Origin of the sequence: Rhizocola hellebori (assembly GCF_016862955.1) — a bacterium.
Taxonomy (GTDB): domain Bacteria; phylum Actinomycetota; class Actinomycetes; order Mycobacteriales; family Micromonosporaceae; genus Rhizocola; species Rhizocola hellebori.
Map to the genome: position 1 here is coordinate 95,895 of NZ_BONY01000024.1, position 19,842 is coordinate 115,736.

Here is a 19,842-nt window from a genome sequence, read left to right on the forward strand (position 1 = left end):
GAGTTTTGGCATGGCGATCCACGTCGAGTTTCGCAGCCCCCCGGCGGGCAGCAGCGTTCCCACCACGTTCACCGTGGCCGGGGTGTGGTTCCACGATGGCGCCCCACCACCGATCCCGGGTGGTGAGTTCACCTTGGCCAGCATATTCGTCCGGTTCGCACCCGGCTCCCCGAATCAGGTGGCCACCGTGAACGAGGATGGCACCTGGGCTGTCACGGGCAGCCTGCCGGGCGGAACGCACCACGGCGACGGTGTCGTCGTCTCGTTCGAGGCGACGGTGATTTTCTTCAGCAACGAGCACCCCAACGACGGCTTCACCCAGATCCTCAGAGACAACCTCAACCTCGTGGTGGAAATCCCCGATCAGGTCCTGCCGGTGGTCACCATCGACGCGTTCGACGACGATGAAACCGTTGACACCCCACCGTTTCGGGTCCCGCTGCTGAGCGGACACGCCGCGGACAGCTCCGGAATCGCCTTGGTGCAATACACCATCGGCGACAACGACCAGCGCCTGAACATGGACTCCGTCACCGGCGACCCGGCGAACGTGACGTGGGCCAAGGCCAACCTCGAGTTCGATGTGGGCCGCCACCGGATCCGGGTGTTCGCCACCGACACCCGCGGAAACGAAGGCATGGCAACGGCTTTCGTCTCGGTGCGCACCAACACTCCGCCTGCCCCCAAAGAGCTGGCGTTCGCCACCACCACCTATCTGTCCGAGCTGCTCGGTCTCGCCTCCCGCGATCTGCGTATCGGCGGCGCTACCAGCAGGCCGACCATCGCCGACATCGCCGCGCGGCTGCGCCAGCCGCTGGCCGCCATCATTTCCCCGGCCACGCACGCCGAGGCCATCAGGGAGGTGGCCCAGCCGCGGCTGGCCATCGAGGTGCTGCGCAGCCAGTTCATCACGCCGCCACCGGTGCTGCTGGAACAGGAATTCCGATTCTCTGTGTACCAGGCGTTCCTGCGTACCATCGGGACAGACTTCCAGGAGCTGCGGCTCGCCCGCGGGGCCACCCCGCAGGTCCGCCAAGCGCTCGCCGCCCGGCTCGGCATACTGGTGAACGGGATAGGGACACAACGGCTCGACGAGCTGCTCCTCGAGCCGCTCACCATGACCGAGGGTCAGCTGGAGACGCTGTTCGGGTTCCGGTCGACCACGCCGGACGACCTGACCGCCGCGCACCCGACCGCAAGCGTCCTGCTGTGGCGGCGCGATGCCCAGCGGCACCAATGGTTTCTGGCCGATCAGCGGGAAAGGGATCTGCCCGGCGGCGCGTTGCCGGTCATCGACCCCGACCTGGTCGACGACACCGATTTCGTCGTGCGCGAACTCACGAATCCGGCTTATGTGCTGTGGGTGCAGCGCGGCCAGCTGGTCGCCACGATGGTCGCCGACATCGCCGCGGCCCTGTCGGGGCCGAACCGCACGCTGGCCGGGTTCGACGCCGCCGTGGCCGACGCGACCCGTACCAACGACGGCCGGACACTGGACATCGTCGCGTTGAGCGGCCAGGAGGCGGCCGGGGTAGACATCCGCGCCCAGCTGCCGGCCTTCGGCGTGACCCTGGACGGTTTCCATTACCTGGCAAGGCTGCGGACCCTGCTGGCCGCCGCGTCCACGCTGACCGAAAGCGAGTGGCGCGACATCGTGTCGATCCTGGTGCAGAGCCGCAAGAGGCGCCTCGCCCGGCCGTGGCGGCTCGACGAGCTCGGCGCGCACGTCACCCTCGCGCCCGGCACCTTCGTGGTCGACACCCCGCTCGCCGCGCCGGGTCCGGATGACCCGCTGCGCTGGCGACGGCTGGCCAAGCTGCGCCTCGACTGGCTGCGCACGGTCCACGTGCGGGCCAAGCAGGCCGACGACCTGGACGCCGGGTGGCAGGCCGACGTCGACGCGGTCGAGGAGCGCACCCTGCCGGTGCTGCGCGACGCCCTCATCGCCGAGCTGGGCCGGCGGCACACCCCGGTGGAAACCAGCCGGCAGACCGCGGAACGGCTGTCCCGCCAGCTCTGCATCGATCTGCAAGCGGCCGCGGCCACCCGGACCAGCCGGGTTACCCAGGCCATCGATTCGGTGCAGGTGCTGCTGATCGGCGCGCGTTCCGGGGTCTTCGCCGGTCCGGGCGGCGATCGGCTTGACGCCGACAGCGAGACGTCTTTCGACCTGGAGTTCGCTTGGCTCTCCTCGTACCCGCGGTGGCGGGCCGCGATCACCTCGTTCGCCTACCCGGAGAACCAGTTGCGGCCCAACGTGTTCGTGGAGGAAACCGTCACCAACGACATCCTGCTCGCGCCGACCCATGCCTACCAGAGACTGCTCGGCGCGCTGGCCACCCGGCCGCAGCTGAGCCCGGACGATGCCCGCAACGCCGACACCGGGTTGGCCGCTAGGTATCTGGCCGATCTGCGTGGTGAGATCGGTGAGCTGCCACCGGGTTTGGCCTCGCATCTGCCGTTGACTGACCGGCGTACCAACGCAGAATTGCTGGAATTCAGGGCAGCGGCCGTGACCATCCTGGCCACCGCCGGGCCGTTCGGCGGTGCGATAACGATTGAGCGGGACGTTCCGCAGTACCTGCGGGAGATCTATTGGCTGGTGCCGATGGCGCTGGCCGCCAAACTTCAGGAGTCGGGCCACTACCAGACCGCGCTGGACTGGTACCGGACGGTCTTCTCGTTCCAGCTGCCACCCGAGCAGCGGCTCATCTATCCGGGGCTGCAGTTCGAGTCCACGCTTACCTCGGACTTCGGCCGGCTGCCCGACTGGCTGGCGCAGACCGCCGAACTCAACCCGCACCTCACCGCGCGCAAGCGGAATCGCGCCTACACCAAGCACACCGTCATGGCGATCGTCCGGTGCTTCCTCGCCTTCGGCGACGCCGAGTTCAGCCGCGGCACCCCGGACTCCAACGCGCGGGCGCAGACGCTTTACCAGACGGCCGCCGATCTGCTCGAGCTGCGTGAGGCCGCCCCGGATCCCAATGAGGACACCCCGTTCCCGATCAACCCGGTGTGGCAGTCGTTGCGTGATCAGGCGGCCGTGGGCCTGTCGAAGATCCACGCCGGGCTGAACCTGGCCGGCCAGACCGATCTCGACGCGGCCAAGACGACGACGTTGCCCAGCCAATACCGTTACAGCGTCCTGGTTGAGCGAGCCCGCAGTCTGGTCACGACCGCACAGCAGGTGGAGGCCGCGTACCTGTCCGCGTTGGTGCAGGGCGACAACGCCGCCTATAGCGAGGCACAGGCACAGCGGGACCTCGCCGCCGCGGGCGCCATGCTCGGGGTCGAGGATCTGAAGGTGGCCACCGCCGACATCGCGGTGACCCAGGCGCAGGCCCAGCGCGACCGGGCCGTCTTCCAGCAGGACCACTTCGACGACCTCATCTCGGCCGGCCTGACCGGGCACGAGCAGGACCAGCTTTTCGGTCTGCGAATGGCCCGCGAACTGGAGCTCGGCAGCGCCGCGCTGCGCAGCATCGGCCTGGCTCTCCCGCCGCTTGCCCTCAGCAGCGCCGCCGACACAGCGGCCGCGCTTTCCTCGGCGGCCTCGCTGGACAGCCAGATCGACGGGCTGGAGGCGAGCTTCGAGCGCCGCGAGGAGGAGTGGCTCTTTCAGCGGGCGAACGCATTGCGCGATGTCGCGATCGGCGAGCTGCAGATCGGCGCATCGCGGACCCAGCAACAGATCGCCGTCGCGGACCGCAACATCGCCGGGCTGCGGCTGCAGTACGCCGCGGAGACGGCCGACTTCCTGGCCACCAAGTTCACCAACCGGGCGCTGTTCGAGTGGATGAGCGGGGTGCTGGGCGGGGTGTACGCGTACTTCCTGCAGCAGGCCACCACGCTGGCCCAGCTGGCCCAGGCGCAGCTCGCCTTCGAGCGGCAGGAACCGAGCCGCGACGTGATCCAGCGCGACTACTGGCAGGGTCCGCCGAACCCGTCAACACTGGCCGACAGCCCGGACCGGCGTGGCCTGACCGCAGCGGAGCGGCTGCTGCAGGACATCACCCGGCTGGACCAGTTCGCGTTCGACACCGACCGGCGCAAGCTGCAGCTGACCCAGACACTGTCGCTGTCCCGGGTGGCCTCGGCTGAGCTGCAACAGTTCCGCCAGACCGGGGTGCTCACCTTCGCCACCCCACAGAGCCTGTTCGACGCCGACTTCCCCGGCCACTACCTGCGGCTGGTCAAGCGGGTCAAGCTGTCGGTGCTCGCCCTGTTGCCGCCGATCCGGGGGCTGCGGGCCACGCTGTCGGCCTCCGGGATCTCCCGCGCCGTGGTGGCACGGGACACCTTCGACACCGTCACCCTGCGCCGCGACCCGGAGTCGATCGCCTTCACCTCGGCGGTCAACGCCAACGGCCTGTTCGAATTCGCTCCCGAGGACGGCAAGCTGCTGCCCTTCGAGGGGATGGGCGTGGACACCATCTGGCGGCTGGAGATGCCGAAGCCGGCGAACCCGTTCAACTATCGCACCGTCGCCGACGTCCTGCTGACCATCGAGTACACCGCGCTGGACAGCACCGTCTACCGGCAGCATGTCATCCAGACCCTGGCCAGCGAGGTACGCGCCGACCGCTCGTTCAGCGTCCGCGACGACTTCCCCGACGTATGGTTCGCCCTCAACAATCCGGACACCGTCGAGGCGGCGCAGCGGATGGTGGTCACCCTGCCGCTCACCGCCGACGACTTCCCGCGCAACGTCGCCGACCTGCAGGTCGCGGAGCTGACGCTGTTTGTCTTGCGCGCCAGCTCATTCGACGCCGAGCTCGACATCAGGTCCGTTCGCCACTCGGGCGCCGAAGGCGTCGTCGAGGCCGGGGCGGTGCGCACGGTCGACGGCATCGTCGGCACCCGGCGACCCGGTGGAGCGCCCTGGCAGGTCTTCGCCGCGACCGGCGCGGCGGGCGCCTGGGAGCTGCGGCTCGACGACACGGCCCTGGTCCGATCATGGTTCCTCAGCGGGCAGATCGAGGACCTGGTGCTGGTGTTCACCCTTTCCGGCGCCGCGCCGCAGTGGCCCTGACCGGCCGCAACCGTGGAGTCAGCGAAAGGTCGATGACCGGACGCTGACTCCACCATGAGCAAGACCTGCTAAACGTCGGGTGCCCAACTCGCCGGACGGTGCTTGCAGCGCCGTCGGTAGCGTTGGAGCGACTTCGACGGATACCGCAGGATGGAAATGTGCTGATTCGGCTGTTGGGCCCGGTCGACGCGCTGATCGACGGCGCGCCAAGACCGGTACGAGGCTTGCGCCGCAAGTCTCTGCTCGCTGTCCTCGCGCTGCGCCGAGGCGAGATCGTCAGCACCGACGCGCTCGCCGAGATCGTCTGGAGTCCGCAGCCGAACGCGGTCAACGTCAACACCTTGCAGCGCCACATCTCCCATCTGCGCCAGGTGCTCGGCGATCGGGACGTGATCGTCCCCAGGCCGCCCGGGTACCTGCTGCAGCTCGATGCCCAGTCGGTCGACGTCGAGGTCGCCGAGCATCTGATCAAACAGGCCACCCGCGCGGTGGAACCCGCGCGCCGGGCCGAGCACCTTCGGGCGGCGCTGCGGCTGTGGCGGGGCCGGCCGCTCGCGGACGTGGCCGGGGCGTCCTGGTTGGACGAACAGGCGCAGCAGCTGGACCAGTTGTGGCTGCAGGCTTCCCGAGCCCTGATCGAAGCACGGCTGGCGCTGGGGGAGAGCGCTGACCTCGTGCCCGAGCTGGAACGCCTGGCCCGCGACCATCCGCTCGACGAGCAGCTGCATGCCAACCTGATGCTGGCCCTCTACCGCTGCGGCCGGCAGGCCGACTCGCTCAGCGTGTTCCGGCGGCTACGCCTTACCCTTCGTGAGGAACTGGGCATCGACCCCAGCCCGGCCTTGCGCGAGCTGGAGTCGGCGGTGTTACGGCAGGACGCCGTGCTGCAGAGCGCCCCGGCGCCACTGCCGGCCGGGAGGGAGGTTCGCCTGGGCGACAGCGAGGTCCTCGGCCGTGACGGCGAGCTTGCCGCATTGCGCACAGCGGTGACCGACGCCGGTCCCTGCGTGTTCATCGCCGGGGAGGCCGGCATCGGCAAGTCGCGTCTGGCCGCCGAGGTGGTGCGAATGGCCGATGAGGCGGGCATGACGGTGCTGCGCGGCCGCGGCGCGTCGGCGGCGGTGCAGTTCCGCCCGCTGAACGAGGCCCTGCTGTCCACGCTGCGCCGATCGGGCCCGCCCGATGACCCGCAGCTGCGCCCTTACCTGCCGGCCCTGGCGCGGCTGGTCCCCGAGTGGCGAGCGCACGCCCCGCTGGAGAGGGACGACTCACTTGTGGTGATCGCAGAAGCGGTGCTGCGCCTGCTGATCAACCTCGGCCGGCGGGGCGGTTGCCTGCTACTGCTGGAGGACCTGCACGACGCCGATGCCGACACCCTCGCCGTCGTCGACTACCTGCTAGACAACGCGCAGGGACATCGGCTGCTGGTGGTCGGCACCACGCGCACGACTCCGGGTCCGGCGATCGATCTTGTTCGCGCGGCCAAACTGCGGCGGGCCGCCACCGTGCTGGAGCTGACGAGCCTCGACGACGACGCCGTGCGCCGGCTGGCCGGTGCCTGCCTTGGCGTTGCGGGCGACCAGGTACCCGAGCCGGCCCTCGATCGCCTCCTGGCCTCGGCCGACGGGGTGCCCCTGCACATCGAGGAACTGATCGCGGGTCTGGTCGCCGACGGGGTGCTGATCCACGAGGGGAACCGATGGACGATGCACGGACCCGCGACCGGGCCCATGCCCGACAGTCTCGCGGCGACCCTCGCCGGGCGGGTCGAGCGGCTGGACCCGCAAACCGTTGCCGTGCTGCGGATCGCAGCCCTGCTCGGGCGGCGCTTCCCGGTGCGCAATGCGGCCGCGGCGGCAGGGGTGTCCGAGCAGACCCTGCTGCGGTGCCTGCGCACGGCGTTCGAGGCGCAGCTGATCGTGCCGCAGGACAACGTGCTGTGGTACGGATTCCGCCACGCCCTGACCGCCGAAGCCCTGCGCACCCGGATGCTGCCCATCGAACGTGCGGCACTGGCCCATCGGGCAGCCGAGTCGCTGGAAGCCGAGGCGGACAGCGGATTCGACGGCTGGGAGCGGATCGCGGGCGAGCTCTGGGTGACCGCCGGCGAGCCGAGCCGGGCAGCGCAACGCCTCGGGCAGGCGGGCCGGCGCGCGGTGGCCAGCGGAGCGCTTTCGACGGGGATTTCCTTGCTGGAACGGGCATTGGCGATGACCACCACCCGCGACGAGGTGGCGCTGCCGCTTGGCGCCGCGCTCCTGGACGCCTACGCCGGTGCGGGCCGCATCGAGGACGCTTACGCGCTCAGCGCCCGGTTCGACGTCTCCGCGACGCCGGAGTGGCAGGTGGACATGCATCTACGGCTGGCCAAGGTCGCCGAGATGGCCGGGCACTGGCAACGCGGGCTGCAGGAGGTCGCGCGCGCCCGCGAGCTGCTGGGGTCGCGGCTCGACCCGGCTCTGGACGCCGTCGAGGCGGAACTCGCCTTCGGCAACCCGTCGGCGGACAGATACGCCAAGGCTTCCCGGCTCGCGAAGCGGGCACTGCGCGGCGGTGAGACCGCCAAGCGGCCCGAAATCGTTTGCAGCGCCTTGGAAACGCTGGGCCGGATAGCTCGGCTGCGCGACCTGGCCGAGGCCGATTCGCTTTACGAGCGCGGCCTGGCGCAGGCCGAGTCGCACGGGCTGGCCGGCTGGCGGATCGAGATGCTTTACAACCTCGGCGCTGACGACGGCATCCGCCGAGCCGACCCTGACCGGCTGACCGCCGCGCTGACCGCGGCCGAGGAGGCCGGCGCGGTCGTCACCGCCCTCGATATCAGTCTCGAAACCGCTGTGGTGCAGATCTGCCGTGGCGAATTCGAATCCGCCGACGCCACCACCCGGGCGGTCGAGGAGATCGCGACCCGGTTGCGGCTGAAGCGTACCCGGCTCGTCGCGCTCGGGGAACGGGTGATGGTCGCCGCCCACCGGGGCCGCCTTGACGACGCGTCCGTGTTGCTGGCCGCCTTCGGCGAACTGGGCGGGGAGGACGAGGACTTCGCCTCCGCGGTGCATGGCTTCGGGCTGGCGATCGGGCACCTGCTGCGCGAGGACCGCGCCGCGGCCGTCGCCGAGCTTGACGCGGCCGTTGCCCGCGAGGCCCGGCAGCCCACCTCTTTCCTGTCCTTTGTGCATGGCCCCCATCTGCTGCTTTCGGTCCTGAGCGGACACCAGGGCCGGGCCGAGGCGACCGTGCTCGCGCGATCGGTGCAGGCGCAGGCCGGCTGGAACAAGGTGTTCATCCTACTGGCGGAAGCCGTTGTCGCCATGGAAAGCGGGGCGATGTCCCGTTTTCTGCAGGAGTCCCGCGCCTACCCGACGGCCCGCCACCTAGGTCTGCGGCTGGTGGCGCCGCACGCCATGGAACACGGCTGGGGCGAGCCGATCTCCTGGCTGCGTACGGCCGAGGCCTACTTCCACAGCTCCGCCGCCTCGGTGGCCCGCGCCTGCCGGGAACTGTTGCGCCAGGCGGGAACCGCTGTGCCGCAACACCGCCAGGGCAGTGCCGTGCTTCCCCCGCAGGTGCGCGAACGCGGCATCTCGGTGCGCGAGTTCGAGGTGCTGAATCTGGTCGCGGCCTGGTTGAGCAACAACGAGATCGGCCGGCGGCTGTTCCTTTCGACGCGCACCGTGGAAAAGCACGTGACCAGCCTGCTGGCGAAGACCGGCGCTGCCAACCGGCCGGCGCTGATCGCGTTCGCCGAAGACGTCAGCGGGAACCGGGAATCTGGGTAGAGCGGAGAAAAACCTTCGTACTTCGCGGCATGCGCCGAGCGATACCGCGTGGCCACGATGGAAGCACCCCTTAAACGATTGGAGTCTGTTGTGTTGCGACTACTAACCGCAGCGCTGGCGGCAAACGTCCTGCTTGCCGCCGCTGGCGCGGCCGCTACGTCGAGCACATGGGTGTCCGCGCCGCTGCTGCTGTCGGAGAAGGAGGCGAACGAGGCGGTGTTGCGCGACGTAGGCGTCATCTCACCGAACGACGTGTGGGTGGTCGGCGGCTTGAATCGCGGCGGTCAGCACACCCTCGCCGCCCACTGGGACGGAAGCGGGTGGACCATAGTGCCGACGCCGGACTCGTCGGATCACCTCACCGAATACGCCGTGAACGCGCTCGATGCCGTCGCCTCCGACGATGTGTGGGCGGTGGGTGGCATCCAGGATCAGGCCAACCCGGCGAAGGTTTCGCCACTGTTCCTGCACTACGACGGTGTCGAATGGACCGACGGGCCGGAGCCGATAGGGGTACACGGCGAACTCACCGATATAGACATGCTCTCCGCCGACGACGGCTGGGTGGTCGGCGTCAACGAGGACAAGCCGCTCATCATGCGCCGCACCGCCGGCGCCTGGGAGCTGGTGCCCACGCCGGATATCGAAGGCGCCATCTCGCTGGAGTCGGTGTTCGCCACCTCCGCCGACGATGCCTGGGCCGTCGGGTTCAATCAGCTCGCGACCAAACGCATAGCGCTGGTGCTGCACTGGGACGGGGTCAGGTGGAGCGAGGTGACCGTTGCCGGCCTGCCCACGGGCGAAACCGGACTGGTCGGTGTCGCGGCAGCCTCCGCGACCGAGGTGTGGGCGGTTGGCTCGCAATGCTCCGGACAGCTTTGTCGGCCAATGGTGTTGCACCTTGCCGGAGCCACCTGGCGCACCGAGCCGACCGCGCCCGGCGCCGAGCTGACCTCGGTGGTCGCCTTCGCCCCCAACGACGTGTGGATCTTCGGACAGGTGGCGGCGCAACTGGCCGTGTCCGATCACATCGAGCACTGGGACGGCTCGGGCTTCACCATCGACACGACGGTGCCGCCGGTCATTGTCGATCCCCATCACTCGGCATCCGCGCTGTCCCTGGCCGCCGCCTCGGGCGACCCTCTGACCCGCACGATGTGGGCGGTCGGCTGGGTTCAGGGCACCCAGAAGAACACCCACGCCATCTATCGCAATTGAGTGGTGGCGCGCCGGCCGCGTCTGCGGACTTTTGCACACAGACGCGGTCGTAAATATTCCACGGCAATCATGGGTATCGAGTGGCAGTATTTTCTCGCGTGGGCGCGCTGTTGGAACGCGAAGGTGAACTCGATGTTCTCAGGTCGGTGCTGAGCGCGGCGCAAGCGGGCCATGGTGGCGTCGTGCTCGTCACCGGTGAGGCGGGAATCGGAAAGACGAGTCTGGTCAAGGCATTCGCCCGCCAGGTCGGCGATGGCGCGCGACTGTTGATGACCGCCTGCGATGATCTTATGGTGCCGCGCACGCTCGGCCCCCTGCGCGATATCGCTCTCGCCGAAGGTGGCCCGCTCACCGTCGCGCTGGCCGATGAATGCCGCCCCGATGGCGTGTTCACCGCGCTGTTGGAGGAGCTGGCCACCCGGCCGCCGACGATTCTGGTGGTGGAGGATGTGCACTGGGCCGACGAGGCCACCCTCGACCTGCTGCTCTATGCCGCGCGGCGGCTGGACCACCTCGGCGCTGTGCTGGTGCTGACCTATCGCGACAACGAGGTGGAGGCCCGCAGCCCCCTGCACCGGCTGCTCGGGGCCCTGGCGGGTGGCACCGTGCGCCGGGTGGCGCTCGCGCCCCTGTCCGCCGCGGCCGTGCGGGCACTGGCCGACGGCACCGGCCGCGACGCGGGCGCGATCCACGCCACCACCGGTGGCAACCCGTTCTTCGTCACCGAATCGCTTGCCGCGCAACCGGCCGAAGCGTTACCCGCCAGCGTGGTCGAAGCGGTGCTGGCCCGCTTCCGGCGGTTGAGCGCCGCTTGCCAAGAAGCTTTGGAGCAGCTTTGTGTGGTACCCACCCACACCGCGCTGGACCTGATAGTCCCCATCCTCGGCCCCGGGGTTGACGCGCTTGACGAGGCCGAGTGCGCCGGCGTGATCGAGGTGCATCCCGAAGGCGTCGCGTTCCGCCACGAGCTTGCCCGCCGCGCGATCGAGCAAAGCCTGCCCCAGCTCAGGCGAAGCCAGCTGCACCGGGCGGTGGTGGCAGCGCTGCGTGCCCAGGCCAAGCCGCAGCGGGCCAGGCTGGTGCACCACGCGGTGCAAGCCGGTGACGTGAACGCGTTGGTGACGTTCGGGCCGGTTGCCGCGCGGGAAGCGGCCACGGCCGGTGCGCACCGGCAGGCACTGGTGCTTTTCGAGTCGGTGCATCCGCACCTGGGCCGGCTCGGTGCCCACGAACAGGCCGCCTTCCTCGACGACTTCGCTTGGGAGCTATACAACGCGCACCGCTTCGCCGACGCGGTCGCCTCGGGCGGTCAGGCCGCGCAACGCTATCGGGACCTAGGTGACACCGAGGCGCAAGGTCTGTGCCTGGTAAGGCTTTCCCGGCACCTGTTCATGACCGGGGCCACCGACGAGGCGGATAGGGTGGCCCGGCAAGCGGTGCGGCTGCTTGACGTTCCCGGGCAGGAAAGGGCGCTCGCGCATGCCTGCCTGTACCACGGCGTGATCCTCGCCCTGACCGGCCAACCCGAATCGGGCGCGCGCCTGCTGGACCAGGCACGCAGGCTGGCCGCCTCTTCCGACCAGCCCGGCCTGGCCGTGCTGTGCTTGAACTATCTGGGCGGAGCGAAGGCCGAGTGCGGCGATCGCACCGGCATAGACGACCTGCGGGCCAGCGTCGCCGCCTCGATCAGTGGCGGCTTCTTCGAATACGCGGCGCGGGGTTACACGAATCTCGCCGAGCTGCTCTACCGCGAGGGACGCCTGGAGGAGCTGGCCACCTGCGTGCACGACGGGCTTTCCTTCGCCCGGGAAAGGGGATTCTGGTCGCACGCCTACAACCTTGAGGTCCACCGGTGCCTGCTGCTGATACACCGTGGCGATTGGGACGCGGCGCAAGAAGGCCTGCGCGAACTGGTCGACGGGGTCAGCGATCCGGGCATGCTGTTTACCTACAGCGTGCCGTGGATGGCCAGGCTGCAGGCGCGCCGCGGCGACCCGCGGGCGGGCGGGATGCTTGCCGACGCCTGGATGCGCGCGATGCGGCAACGGCTGGTGATCGGGCTGGCCTACGTTGGCATCGCCTACCTGGAGTGGGCCTGGCTCACCGGCGACCCGGAAACGGCGCGACGGATAGCCGGGCAATTGCTGCCCCACCTGAGCCGGCCAGGGCTGGCCCGGTTCCGCGCTGAGGCCCTGTGCTACCTGCGTCGCTCAGGCCTTCGCGCCGAAGGTTTCCCGCACTGCCCGCAGCCTTACGCGGCAACCCTCGCCGGCGATTGGCACGCGGCTTCCCAAGCGTGGCAACAGCTCGGCGACCCCTACCAGACCGCCCTCGCCCTGGCCGACTCGGGCGACGTCGGCGCGACCCTGCAAGCGGTGCAGATGCTCGACGAGCTGGGTGCCGAAGCCGCAGCGGCCCAGGCGCGGGAAAGCCTGCGCGCCATGGGAAGGCGCGTGCCACGCGGTCCGCAGCGGCGCACCCGGGCCAACCCGGCCGGGCTCACCGATCGCCAGCTGGCCGTGCTCGAACTGGTCGGAAGCGGCCTCACCAACGCCGAGATCGCCGACCGGCTCTTCGTCTCGGTGCGCACGGTCGATCACCACGTCGCCGCGGTGCTGGGCAAGCTGGGCGTCCCCTCGCGTCGCGGTGCGGCTTCCGCCGCGGCCGAGTTGGGCCTTATCTCCCGCTGACAGGCAACCGCGCCCGGCGGCGATCAGTCGACAGCGGGCTCGGCTGACTTGCGATTGCGCCCGGTGAGCCGCAGGCGGGCCTGACCGACGGTGCGTCCCGAGATCTGGGTGACCTCGGCGGTGAAGCCGGGCAGGGTGACGGTGTCGCCCACGGTGGTGGGGATGCGGCCGAGCCGGTCGATGATGAGCCCGGCCACGGTGGTGTAATCAGGGCCAACTATCTTGTGCGTGTCGATGCCGAGGTCGGGCAAATCGTGTATGGGGAAGGACCCGGGCACGAGCAGCACATCGTCGCCCTCCCTCAGCACGGCCACAATGTCGCGGTCGGTCTCGTCATAGATCTCGCCGACCACTTCCTCGACAAGGTCTTCCATCGTGACGATGCCGTCGATGGCCCCATGTTCGTCCACCACCAGCGCGAACTGTTCCCGCTGGGTGCGCAGCTGACGCATGGCGTCGGCGACCGGGAGGGTTTCGGGAAGCAGCATGGGTGGGCGGGCTCGGTCGCCCGCGGTGGGCCCGCCCTCCGCCGAGAGCAGATCCCGCAGGTGCACCACGCCGATGACGTCTTCGAGCCCGCCGGCTCCCACCACGGGAGCGCGGGTGTGCCCGGAGTCGGCGAGCACGCGCAGCGCCTGGGCCACCTCCATGCCGGTCGGGAGGGTCGTGACGTCGTTGCGGGGTACCAGAATTTCGCGCACCACCCGTTCGGTGATGTCGAACGCTCCCGCGATGATGTCGCGCTGCTGAGCGGTGAACCCGCGCTGCGCGACCACGAGCTCGCGGATCTCCTCCGTGCTGATCTCCTGCCGGGCCGCCGTGGGGTCGACACCGGCTATGCGCACTATCAGATCGGTGGATCTGCCCAGCAGCCACACGGCGGGCCGCGAGGCGGTCGCCATCCAGTCCAGCGGCCGGGCGGCGGCGGTCGCCCAGCCTTCGGCCCGTTGCATGGCGATGCGCTTGGGGGCCAGCTCGCCGAGGACAAGGCTGACAAAGGCCAGCACGATGGTGACGATGATGATCGCGGTCGGCTCGGCTGCTTCGCCGAGGAACTCTAGGGGCTTGACCAGCGGCGCGGCCAGCGAGGTGGCGGCGAAAGCCGAGGCCAGAAACCCGGCCAGGGTGATGCCGATCTGAATGGTGGCCAGAAACCGGTTGGGATCCTTGGAAAGCCGCGCCAGGACCCGTCCGCCGCGCGAGGTGCGTTCCAAGCGCTGGATCTGCGATTCCCGTAGCGAGATCAGGGCCATTTCGCTGCCGGACAGGGCGCCATTGACAAGTATGAGAACGAGCACCAGCAAGACTTGGGTGCCGTAGCCGCCCACAGGCGTTCACTCCTCGATCAAGATAACGATGAGCCTCTACGGTAGCGGTCCGGTCCCAGCCCCGCGGCGAAGGCCGGTCGCGGTGCTGCTCGGGCGGGCGTGGCCGGTGTCTCCTAAGGTGGTGGCGAGAGGATCTGCTGGAGCGGGGAACCGCGCCTGGCGACACCTAGAAACGGAGAAGGCACCATGGTCTTCAAGAAGCTATTGGCCAGCCTGGGTCTCGGCGGCGTCGAAGCCGACACCGTGCTGTCATCGCAGCCCGCCGCGGCCGGGGGTCAGCTGTCCGGACAGGTGAACCTGCGGGCGAAATCGGACACCGACATCACCGGCATCACGCTGATCTTGGTGGCCCAGGGGCCGATGGGTGAGCTGGAACTCGATCGGTTCCACGTCGCCGGTGCGGTCCGCATCCCCTCGGGCGCCACGCAGTCTGTCCCGTTCGGCGTTCGCCTGCCCGCGCACACCCCGTTCACTGTCCTATTTGGGCAGAACCTGCCAGGCATGCGCCTGGGGGTGCGCACCGAGCTCGCGGTCGCCTCGGGCAAAGCCAAGGGCGACTTCGATCCGCTGCGCGTCGAGGCGGCCGCAGTGCACGAGCAGATCATCGACACGCTCGGGCTTATCGGCTGCCGATTCGTCCGCAGCGAGATCCGGCCAGGTCAGCACGCCGGGCTCAACGCCCCGGCGGCGCAGGCGATCACTTTCTACGCTCCCATCCCCGAGGGCCAGCAGCCCGGCCCGCACATCCCGCTGATCACGTTCACGCTGCTCGGAAACAACGACGGCCTCACCGTCCTCGCCGAGCTGGCCGCTCGGCCCGGCATGGCCGACCGGCACGAGCTTTCCGCCGCCGACATCACCCGGCTGACGAACACAGACGGCGGCTGGAGCGGCGAAGTCGACCGGTGGCTCGTCAATACCCTCGACAAAATGGCTGCGGGCCAGGCCGTGCCGGGGGCAGGATCGGGCGCCTTCATGCAGCCCCACGCACCGGCCCCGCAGCACGGCTACCGGCAACCAGGTCACAGCGTGCCCGGCTACGCGTATAGCGGCAAAAGCCATGGTTCGTATAAGTATTCCGGGTACCACGGCCGGCCCTCGATGGCCGGCACGCTGGCCATGGGCGTCGGCGGCGCCGCACTCGGGTTCCTGGGCGGCATGATGCTCGGCGACATGATCGGCGACGCTTTTGAACCCGACATGGCCGGCGACGCCATGGACGCCGCCGGGATAGAGGATCCCGGCCTGGCCGACGCCGGATACGACGATATGGGCGGCTACGACGACTTCGGTGGCGGCGACTTTGGTGGCGGCGACTTCGGCGGAGGCGAGTTCTAAGCCTGCGTCCTGTTAGGACACTGCCGCCCGTCTCCTAGGAGGAGGGGGCGAGGAAGTCGGTGTGCTGCAGGAGCCAGGCGGGCAGCTGGTCGTCGCGCAATGCGGCGAGCATCTGCTTCGAGTCGGCGGTCAAGGCCTCGTCGGACGTGCCGGGCACGGTGTGAACCTGCCCGGCATTGATACGTACCGAAATCAAATCGTCGGGTTTGATGTCTTTGAGGGTGAACAGGTAATCGGCGACCGCCACCCCCTGGGTGTCCAACACGAACGCCTGTCCGGCCTTCTGGATGACCCTGTTGAGTTTGCCCAGGTCAGTAAGCATATTTTTGTTCGTCGCCTCGGAGATGATGGCTTTGATGAGCTGTTGCTGGTGACGCTGACGGTCATAGTCCCCGTTGGGGCAGCAGGTTCCCTTGCGCAGCCGCGAGTATTCGAGGGCGACGTTGGGAGCCATCCGCTGGCAGCCGGGCAGATAGATCAGCTTGCTGCCGCCGGTGGGGATTCCGCGAACCTTGCCCTCGGAGTCGTCATACCAAGCCTCGACCACCTTGCCGTTTTTGTCCCTGGCTAGGTGAATCGCCTCCGCTTGCGCCTCGACGCACATCGTGACCCCGCCGAGTTCCTGCAATACGGCTTCAAACCCGGCGAAGTCGATGATCGCCGCGCCGTCGAAGGTGATGCCGGTCAGGTTCTTGATGGTGATGGCGAGCAGCTCCATGCCCCTGCCGCGTTTGTCCTTCTCGGTGCCCGGGCCCTGATAGCCACCCTGGAACGCAGTGTTGATCTTGGTGGTCCAGCCTCTGAAGTCCGACTTCTTGTAGTCCGGGATCTTTACCTGCAGATCGCGGGGCAGCGACACCATGTAGGCCTGGTCGTGGGAGGCGGGAATGTAGACCATGATGATGGTATCGGCGCGCACCGAGTCGTCATGCTGATTCTCGCGCACGTCCATCCCGACCAGCAGCATGGTGATGGGGCCGTCCACGCTGGTGCGCTTGTCTCCCGCATCGCCGAGCAGATCCTGCTGCCCGATCGCCGAGGTGGCTTTGTTGATGAACGCGCGGACGGCGAACAGCCCGCCACCACCGATGATCATCAGCATGGCGCCGCCCAGCACGCACCAGCGGGCCCATCGGGGGACATGGTCCCGCTTGCGCGCTTTGGTTTTCTTGAGGGAACGAGAGCCGGCCATCGCGCTGCTCAGAGCTGACCGGAGCCGGGGCTGCGCCCGCAAGGTGGCAACGGGCCGAGAATGCTTCGCGGTCCCGCTTGTGCGGTGACGGTGCCATGAATGGTCACGGTTACTCCCAAACGAGCCAGCGGACAGCGGCCAAGATAGCCCACCTTGCTTCAGGCGTACTGGCCGCGATCGTAGACAGCTTTCCTGAAGGTTGCAGCCTCACCCCCGGGCCAGTGATCGACTGCCCGGTTTGTCACGCCGCATCGGCTAGCTCCTGTGGGGTAAGGATGAGCGGCAAGCTGAGCTGGAAGACGTTGCCGCCGCCGGGGCGCGCCAGCGCATTCGCCCTGCCGCCATGCGCGGTGACAGTCTGGTGAACGATGGCCAGGCCGAGGCCGGAGCCGGGCACGGCTCGGGCCGTTTCGGTGCGATGGAACCGATGGAAGATCTTTTCGCGCTCATCGGCGGGAATGGTGGGGCAACGGTCAGCGACGCTGAGCTTGGCCAGCCCATCCTCGACGGCCAGCTGCACCTCAACGGTCTGGCCGGCCGAGCCGAACTTGGCGGCGTTGTCCAGGAGATTGACCAGGGCGCGCAGCAGCGCCGAGGGCTGGCCGGCGATGGTGACCGGCTCCGGGGCGTGCAACGTGAAGGTGGCCTGCGGGAAGTGGGTCTGGGCGAGGCCGATCGCCTCAGCGGCCAGCTCGGAAAGCTCGATCTGGCTGGACGGCTCGTCGGTGTTCCTGGACCGGGCCAGCGCCACCAGACTCGTCACCAGCTCGGACAATTCGCTGCTCTGCCGTTCCAGATCGGCGAGCAGCGCGGTGCGGTCGTCGTCGCCCAGCAGACCCCCGGCATGGATCAGCAGCTCGACATTCGTGCGCAGGCTTGCCATCGGGGTACGCAGCTCGTGCGCGGCGTCCTCGATGAGCTCACGCTGCTGCTGCCGGGCGGTGTCGAGCCGGATCAGCATGTGGTTGAAGGCTTGGCCCAGCTGGGCCACCTCATCGTGCCCGGCGACCGCGATGTGCTGGGAAAGGTCGCGGGTCTCGGCGATGCGGGTGGCGGCGGCGGTGAGCCGGGAGACCGGGCGCAGCCCGGCGCGCGCCACGAGCCGGCCCGCGAACGCGGCCAGGCTGGCGGCCGCCACCACGAGCAGCGCCATCAGCAGGCCGAAGCTTTGCAGCGTGGCGTCCGCACCGGCCAGCGAACGGGCCAGCTGGATGGTCTGCCCCTGCCGGCCTTTGACGGTGAGCACCCGGAACCGCTCATCTCCGGCCTCGGTGGTGTAACTAGCACTTTTCAGCGTGCCATCGGCGACCTTCTGATCTGTTGCGCTCCAAGGCAACGCCTCCACACCCACGGGCGGCGGGGGAGTCCCGATGTCATTGCGGACTTGAATTCTCACCCTGTTCGGCGTATCGAACGGGGTCGACGGCACCCGGTAGGCGCCCTCCGGGGTGATGTTCTCGATCGGGCCGTGCGACATCGCCCGCAGCTCCCGATCGGCTTGCTGGATAAGCGTTTCCCGCAGGGCGAACCACGCCACCACCCCCACGCCGACCGCGATGACGGTCACCGCGGCGGCGGCGATCACGGTGAGCCGGTTGCCGATCGACGGCCTCAGCCTCATGGCTGCTGCTCGTCATCGCGCACCACGAACCCGACCCCGCGCACGGTGTGCACCAGCCGGCTGCGGCCACCCGATTCGAGCTTGCGCCGCAGGTACCCCACATAGACATCGAGGCTGTTGGAAGACTGATCCAGGTCGAAGCCCCAGACGTGTTCGAAGAGCTGGCCCCTGGTGAGCACCTGACCCTGATGTTCGAGCAGGGTCTGCAGCAGCTCGAATTCGGTGCGGGTCAGCTCGATCGCCGTGCCGCTGCGGCGCACCTGGCGGGACCGGCGGCTCAACGTCAGATCGTCCACCCGCAGCATGTCCTCCTGGCCGTGGGCCACGGTGGTGCGGCGCAGCAGGGCCCTCACCCGGGCCAGCAACTCCTGCAGGGCGAAGGGTTTCACGAGATAGTCGTCGGCCCCGGCGTCGAGCCCGGCCACCCGATCGGGGAGCGCATCGCGGGCCGTGAGCATGAGCACCGCCGTCTGATCGCCGCCGGTGCGCAACCGGCGGCAGGCCTCGACCCCGCTCAGCCGGGGCATCATGACATCGAGCAGCACCAGGTCGGGCTTTGTCCGGGAGATCTGCTCGATGGCGTCGAGGCCGTCGCAGGCGAGATCGACAAGGTAGCCCTCGAAGCGCAGTGCCCTCTCCAGCGCCTGCCGCACGGACGGGTCGTCGTCGGCGACCAGCAGCCGGTACCCGGATGTCATGGCACCCACGATAGGAACAGGTCCGGAAAATCGGCACCTTCTTAGGTTTTTCTTAGAGACCGTTCCGGACCTTCTTAGGAACACCCGGCAGGCTGACCGTCGTTCACCTCGCGTTCACCTTTCTAGGGCGAAGGACGGTCCGGCAATGCCAGTGCGCCCCGGCCAGCCAGGCGTCGACGCCGGTCATGCGTTGCGGGCCTTCAACCGCTACGAGATCAAGTACCTGGTCGATCACGCGGCTCTGGCCGCGCTTCGCGAGGAGATCGCTGCGCGGCTGGACCCCGACGAGCACAGCGGCGCGCACGGATACGAGGTGTGGAGCACCTACTACGACACCCGCAAACTCCGCTTCTACTGGGAGAAGATCGAAGGCATCCGGTTCCGGCGCAAACTGCGCCTGCGTCATTACGGCGATCGCAGCACGATCAGCGACGACACCACCGTTTACGTGGAGATCAAGCAGCGGGTCAACCGGGTCACCCAGAAACGGCGGGTGGCGTTGCCCTACCGTGACGCGCGGTTGCTGTGCGACGCGCGCCAGCTGGTGGCCAGCGAGCCCGGGCAGGCGGCGTTCATCCAAGAGGTGCTCGGGCTTGTCAGCGGCCTGGATCTGCGACCGGTCGCCGTCACCGGCTACCACCGCGAGGCTTTTGTGGGCCGCGACGCCGACCTCGGTTTGCGGGTCACCTTCGACCATCGGGTGCGGGGCCGCGACCGTGACCTCGAGCTCGGTGCCGACGCGGAGAACCGGCTCACCATTCCCGCCCGGCTTGCTGTGGTCGAAATCAAGGCCAACGAACGGGTGCCCTACTGGATCACCGATCTGGCCGCGCGCTTGAACCTCTCGGTCGCGCGGGTTTCCAAGTATTGCCAGAGCGTAGAAGCTTTCGGGCGCGCCCCGCGATCCGTCTTCCACATCCCCGACCACGACTTCCAGGAGGCATGA

The 19,842-nt window shown here is 68.8% G+C and carries 10 protein-coding genes; 6 read left to right on the forward strand and 4 right to left on the reverse strand.

Annotated elements, in window-relative coordinates; translation table 11 throughout:
- Nucleotides 1-10 precede the first annotated feature (10 nt).
- The 4 genes from Rhe02_RS20865 to Rhe02_RS20880 all read left to right on the forward strand — a co-directional run bounded on the left by Rhe02_RS20865 (nt 11) and on the right by Rhe02_RS20880 (nt 12,719).
- A complete protein-coding gene (locus Rhe02_RS20865) occupies nt 11-5,035 on the forward strand; it encodes a Tc toxin subunit A-related protein (RefSeq protein ID WP_203909968.1) in 5,025 nt (1,674 codons plus the stop codon).
- 158 nt (nt 5,036-5,193) lie between these two features.
- On the forward strand, nt 5,194-8,811 hold the full coding sequence (locus Rhe02_RS20870) for an ATP-binding protein (RefSeq protein WP_203909969.1): 3,618 nt from the start codon (nt 5,194-5,196) through the stop codon (nt 8,809-8,811).
- A 90-nt stretch (nt 8,812-8,901) separates the two neighbouring features.
- Nucleotides 8,902-10,029 carry a hypothetical protein gene (locus Rhe02_RS20875; protein ID WP_203909970.1) on the forward strand — a complete coding sequence of 376 codons (1,128 nt, stop codon included), beginning with the start codon at nt 8,902-8,904 and terminating at the stop codon, nt 10,027-10,029.
- Nucleotides 10,030-10,127: 98 nt separating this feature from the next.
- Entirely contained in the window at nt 10,128-12,719 is a 2,592-nt protein-coding gene (locus Rhe02_RS20880; protein ID WP_203909971.1) for a helix-turn-helix transcriptional regulator, read from the forward strand.
- 23 nt (nt 12,720-12,742) lie between these two features.
- Here Rhe02_RS20880 and Rhe02_RS20885 read toward each other — a convergent pair whose 3' ends face one another.
- Nucleotides 12,743-14,047 (reverse strand): hemolysin family protein, encoded by a 1,305-nt coding sequence (locus Rhe02_RS20885; RefSeq protein ID WP_203909972.1) that lies wholly within the window; start codon nt 14,045-14,047, stop codon nt 12,743-12,745.
- Nucleotides 14,048-14,233: 186 nt separating this feature from the next.
- Between Rhe02_RS20885 and Rhe02_RS20890 the strand changes: the two genes are divergently transcribed.
- Nucleotides 14,234-15,385, forward strand: a complete 1,152-nt coding sequence (locus Rhe02_RS20890; RefSeq protein ID WP_203909989.1) for a sporulation protein — start codon at nt 14,234-14,236, stop codon at nt 15,383-15,385.
- Nucleotides 15,386-15,419: 34 nt separating this feature from the next.
- Here Rhe02_RS20890 and Rhe02_RS20895 read toward each other — a convergent pair whose 3' ends face one another.
- From Rhe02_RS20895 to Rhe02_RS20905, 3 genes are all read right to left on the reverse strand, one after another.
- Nucleotides 15,420-16,577: an LCP family protein gene (locus tag Rhe02_RS20895; protein WP_203909973.1), complete on the reverse strand. Its 1,158-nt coding sequence runs from the start codon at nt 16,575-16,577 to the stop codon at nt 15,420-15,422.
- A gap of 241 nt (nt 16,578-16,818) precedes the next feature.
- The gene (locus Rhe02_RS20900; RefSeq protein ID WP_203909974.1) at nt 16,819-18,198 is read right to left on the reverse strand and encodes a HAMP domain-containing sensor histidine kinase; all 1,380 of its coding nucleotides are present in this window, start codon (nt 18,196-18,198) and stop codon (nt 16,819-16,821) included.
- Nucleotides 18,195-18,896, reverse strand: coding sequence for a response regulator transcription factor (locus Rhe02_RS20905; RefSeq protein ID WP_203909975.1), 702 nt, complete (start codon nt 18,894-18,896; stop codon nt 18,195-18,197). The genes Rhe02_RS20900 and Rhe02_RS20905 overlap by 4 nt, the downstream gene beginning before the upstream one ends.
- 145 nt (nt 18,897-19,041) lie before the next feature.
- On the opposite strand from Rhe02_RS20905, the gene Rhe02_RS20910 reads away from it, so the two are divergent.
- On the forward strand, nt 19,042-19,842 hold the full coding sequence (locus tag Rhe02_RS20910; protein WP_203909976.1) for a polyphosphate polymerase domain-containing protein: 801 nt from the start codon (nt 19,042-19,044) through the stop codon (nt 19,840-19,842).

Excerpts from the sequence above, each read along its gene's own strand:
- Rhe02_RS20905 (WP_203909975.1), bottom strand. The coding sequence starts at position 18,896 with ATGACATCCGGGTACCGGCTGCTGGTCGCCGACGACGACCCGTCCGTG.
- Rhe02_RS20865 (WP_203909968.1), top strand. The coding sequence starts at position 11 with ATGGCGATCCACGTCGAGTTTCGCAGCCCCCCGGCGGGCAGCAGCGTT.
- Rhe02_RS20895 (WP_203909973.1), bottom strand. The coding sequence starts at position 16,577 with ATGGCCGGCTCTCGTTCCCTCAAGAAAACCAAAGCGCGCAAGCGGGAC.
- Rhe02_RS20910 (WP_203909976.1), top strand. The coding sequence starts at position 19,042 with ATGCCAGTGCGCCCCGGCCAGCCAGGCGTCGACGCCGGTCATGCGTTG.
- Rhe02_RS20900 (WP_203909974.1), bottom strand. The coding sequence starts at position 18,198 with ATGAGGCTGAGGCCGTCGATCGGCAACCGGCTCACCGTGATCGCCGCC.
- Rhe02_RS20890 (WP_203909989.1), top strand. The coding sequence starts at position 14,234 with ATGGTCTTCAAGAAGCTATTGGCCAGCCTGGGTCTCGGCGGCGTCGAA.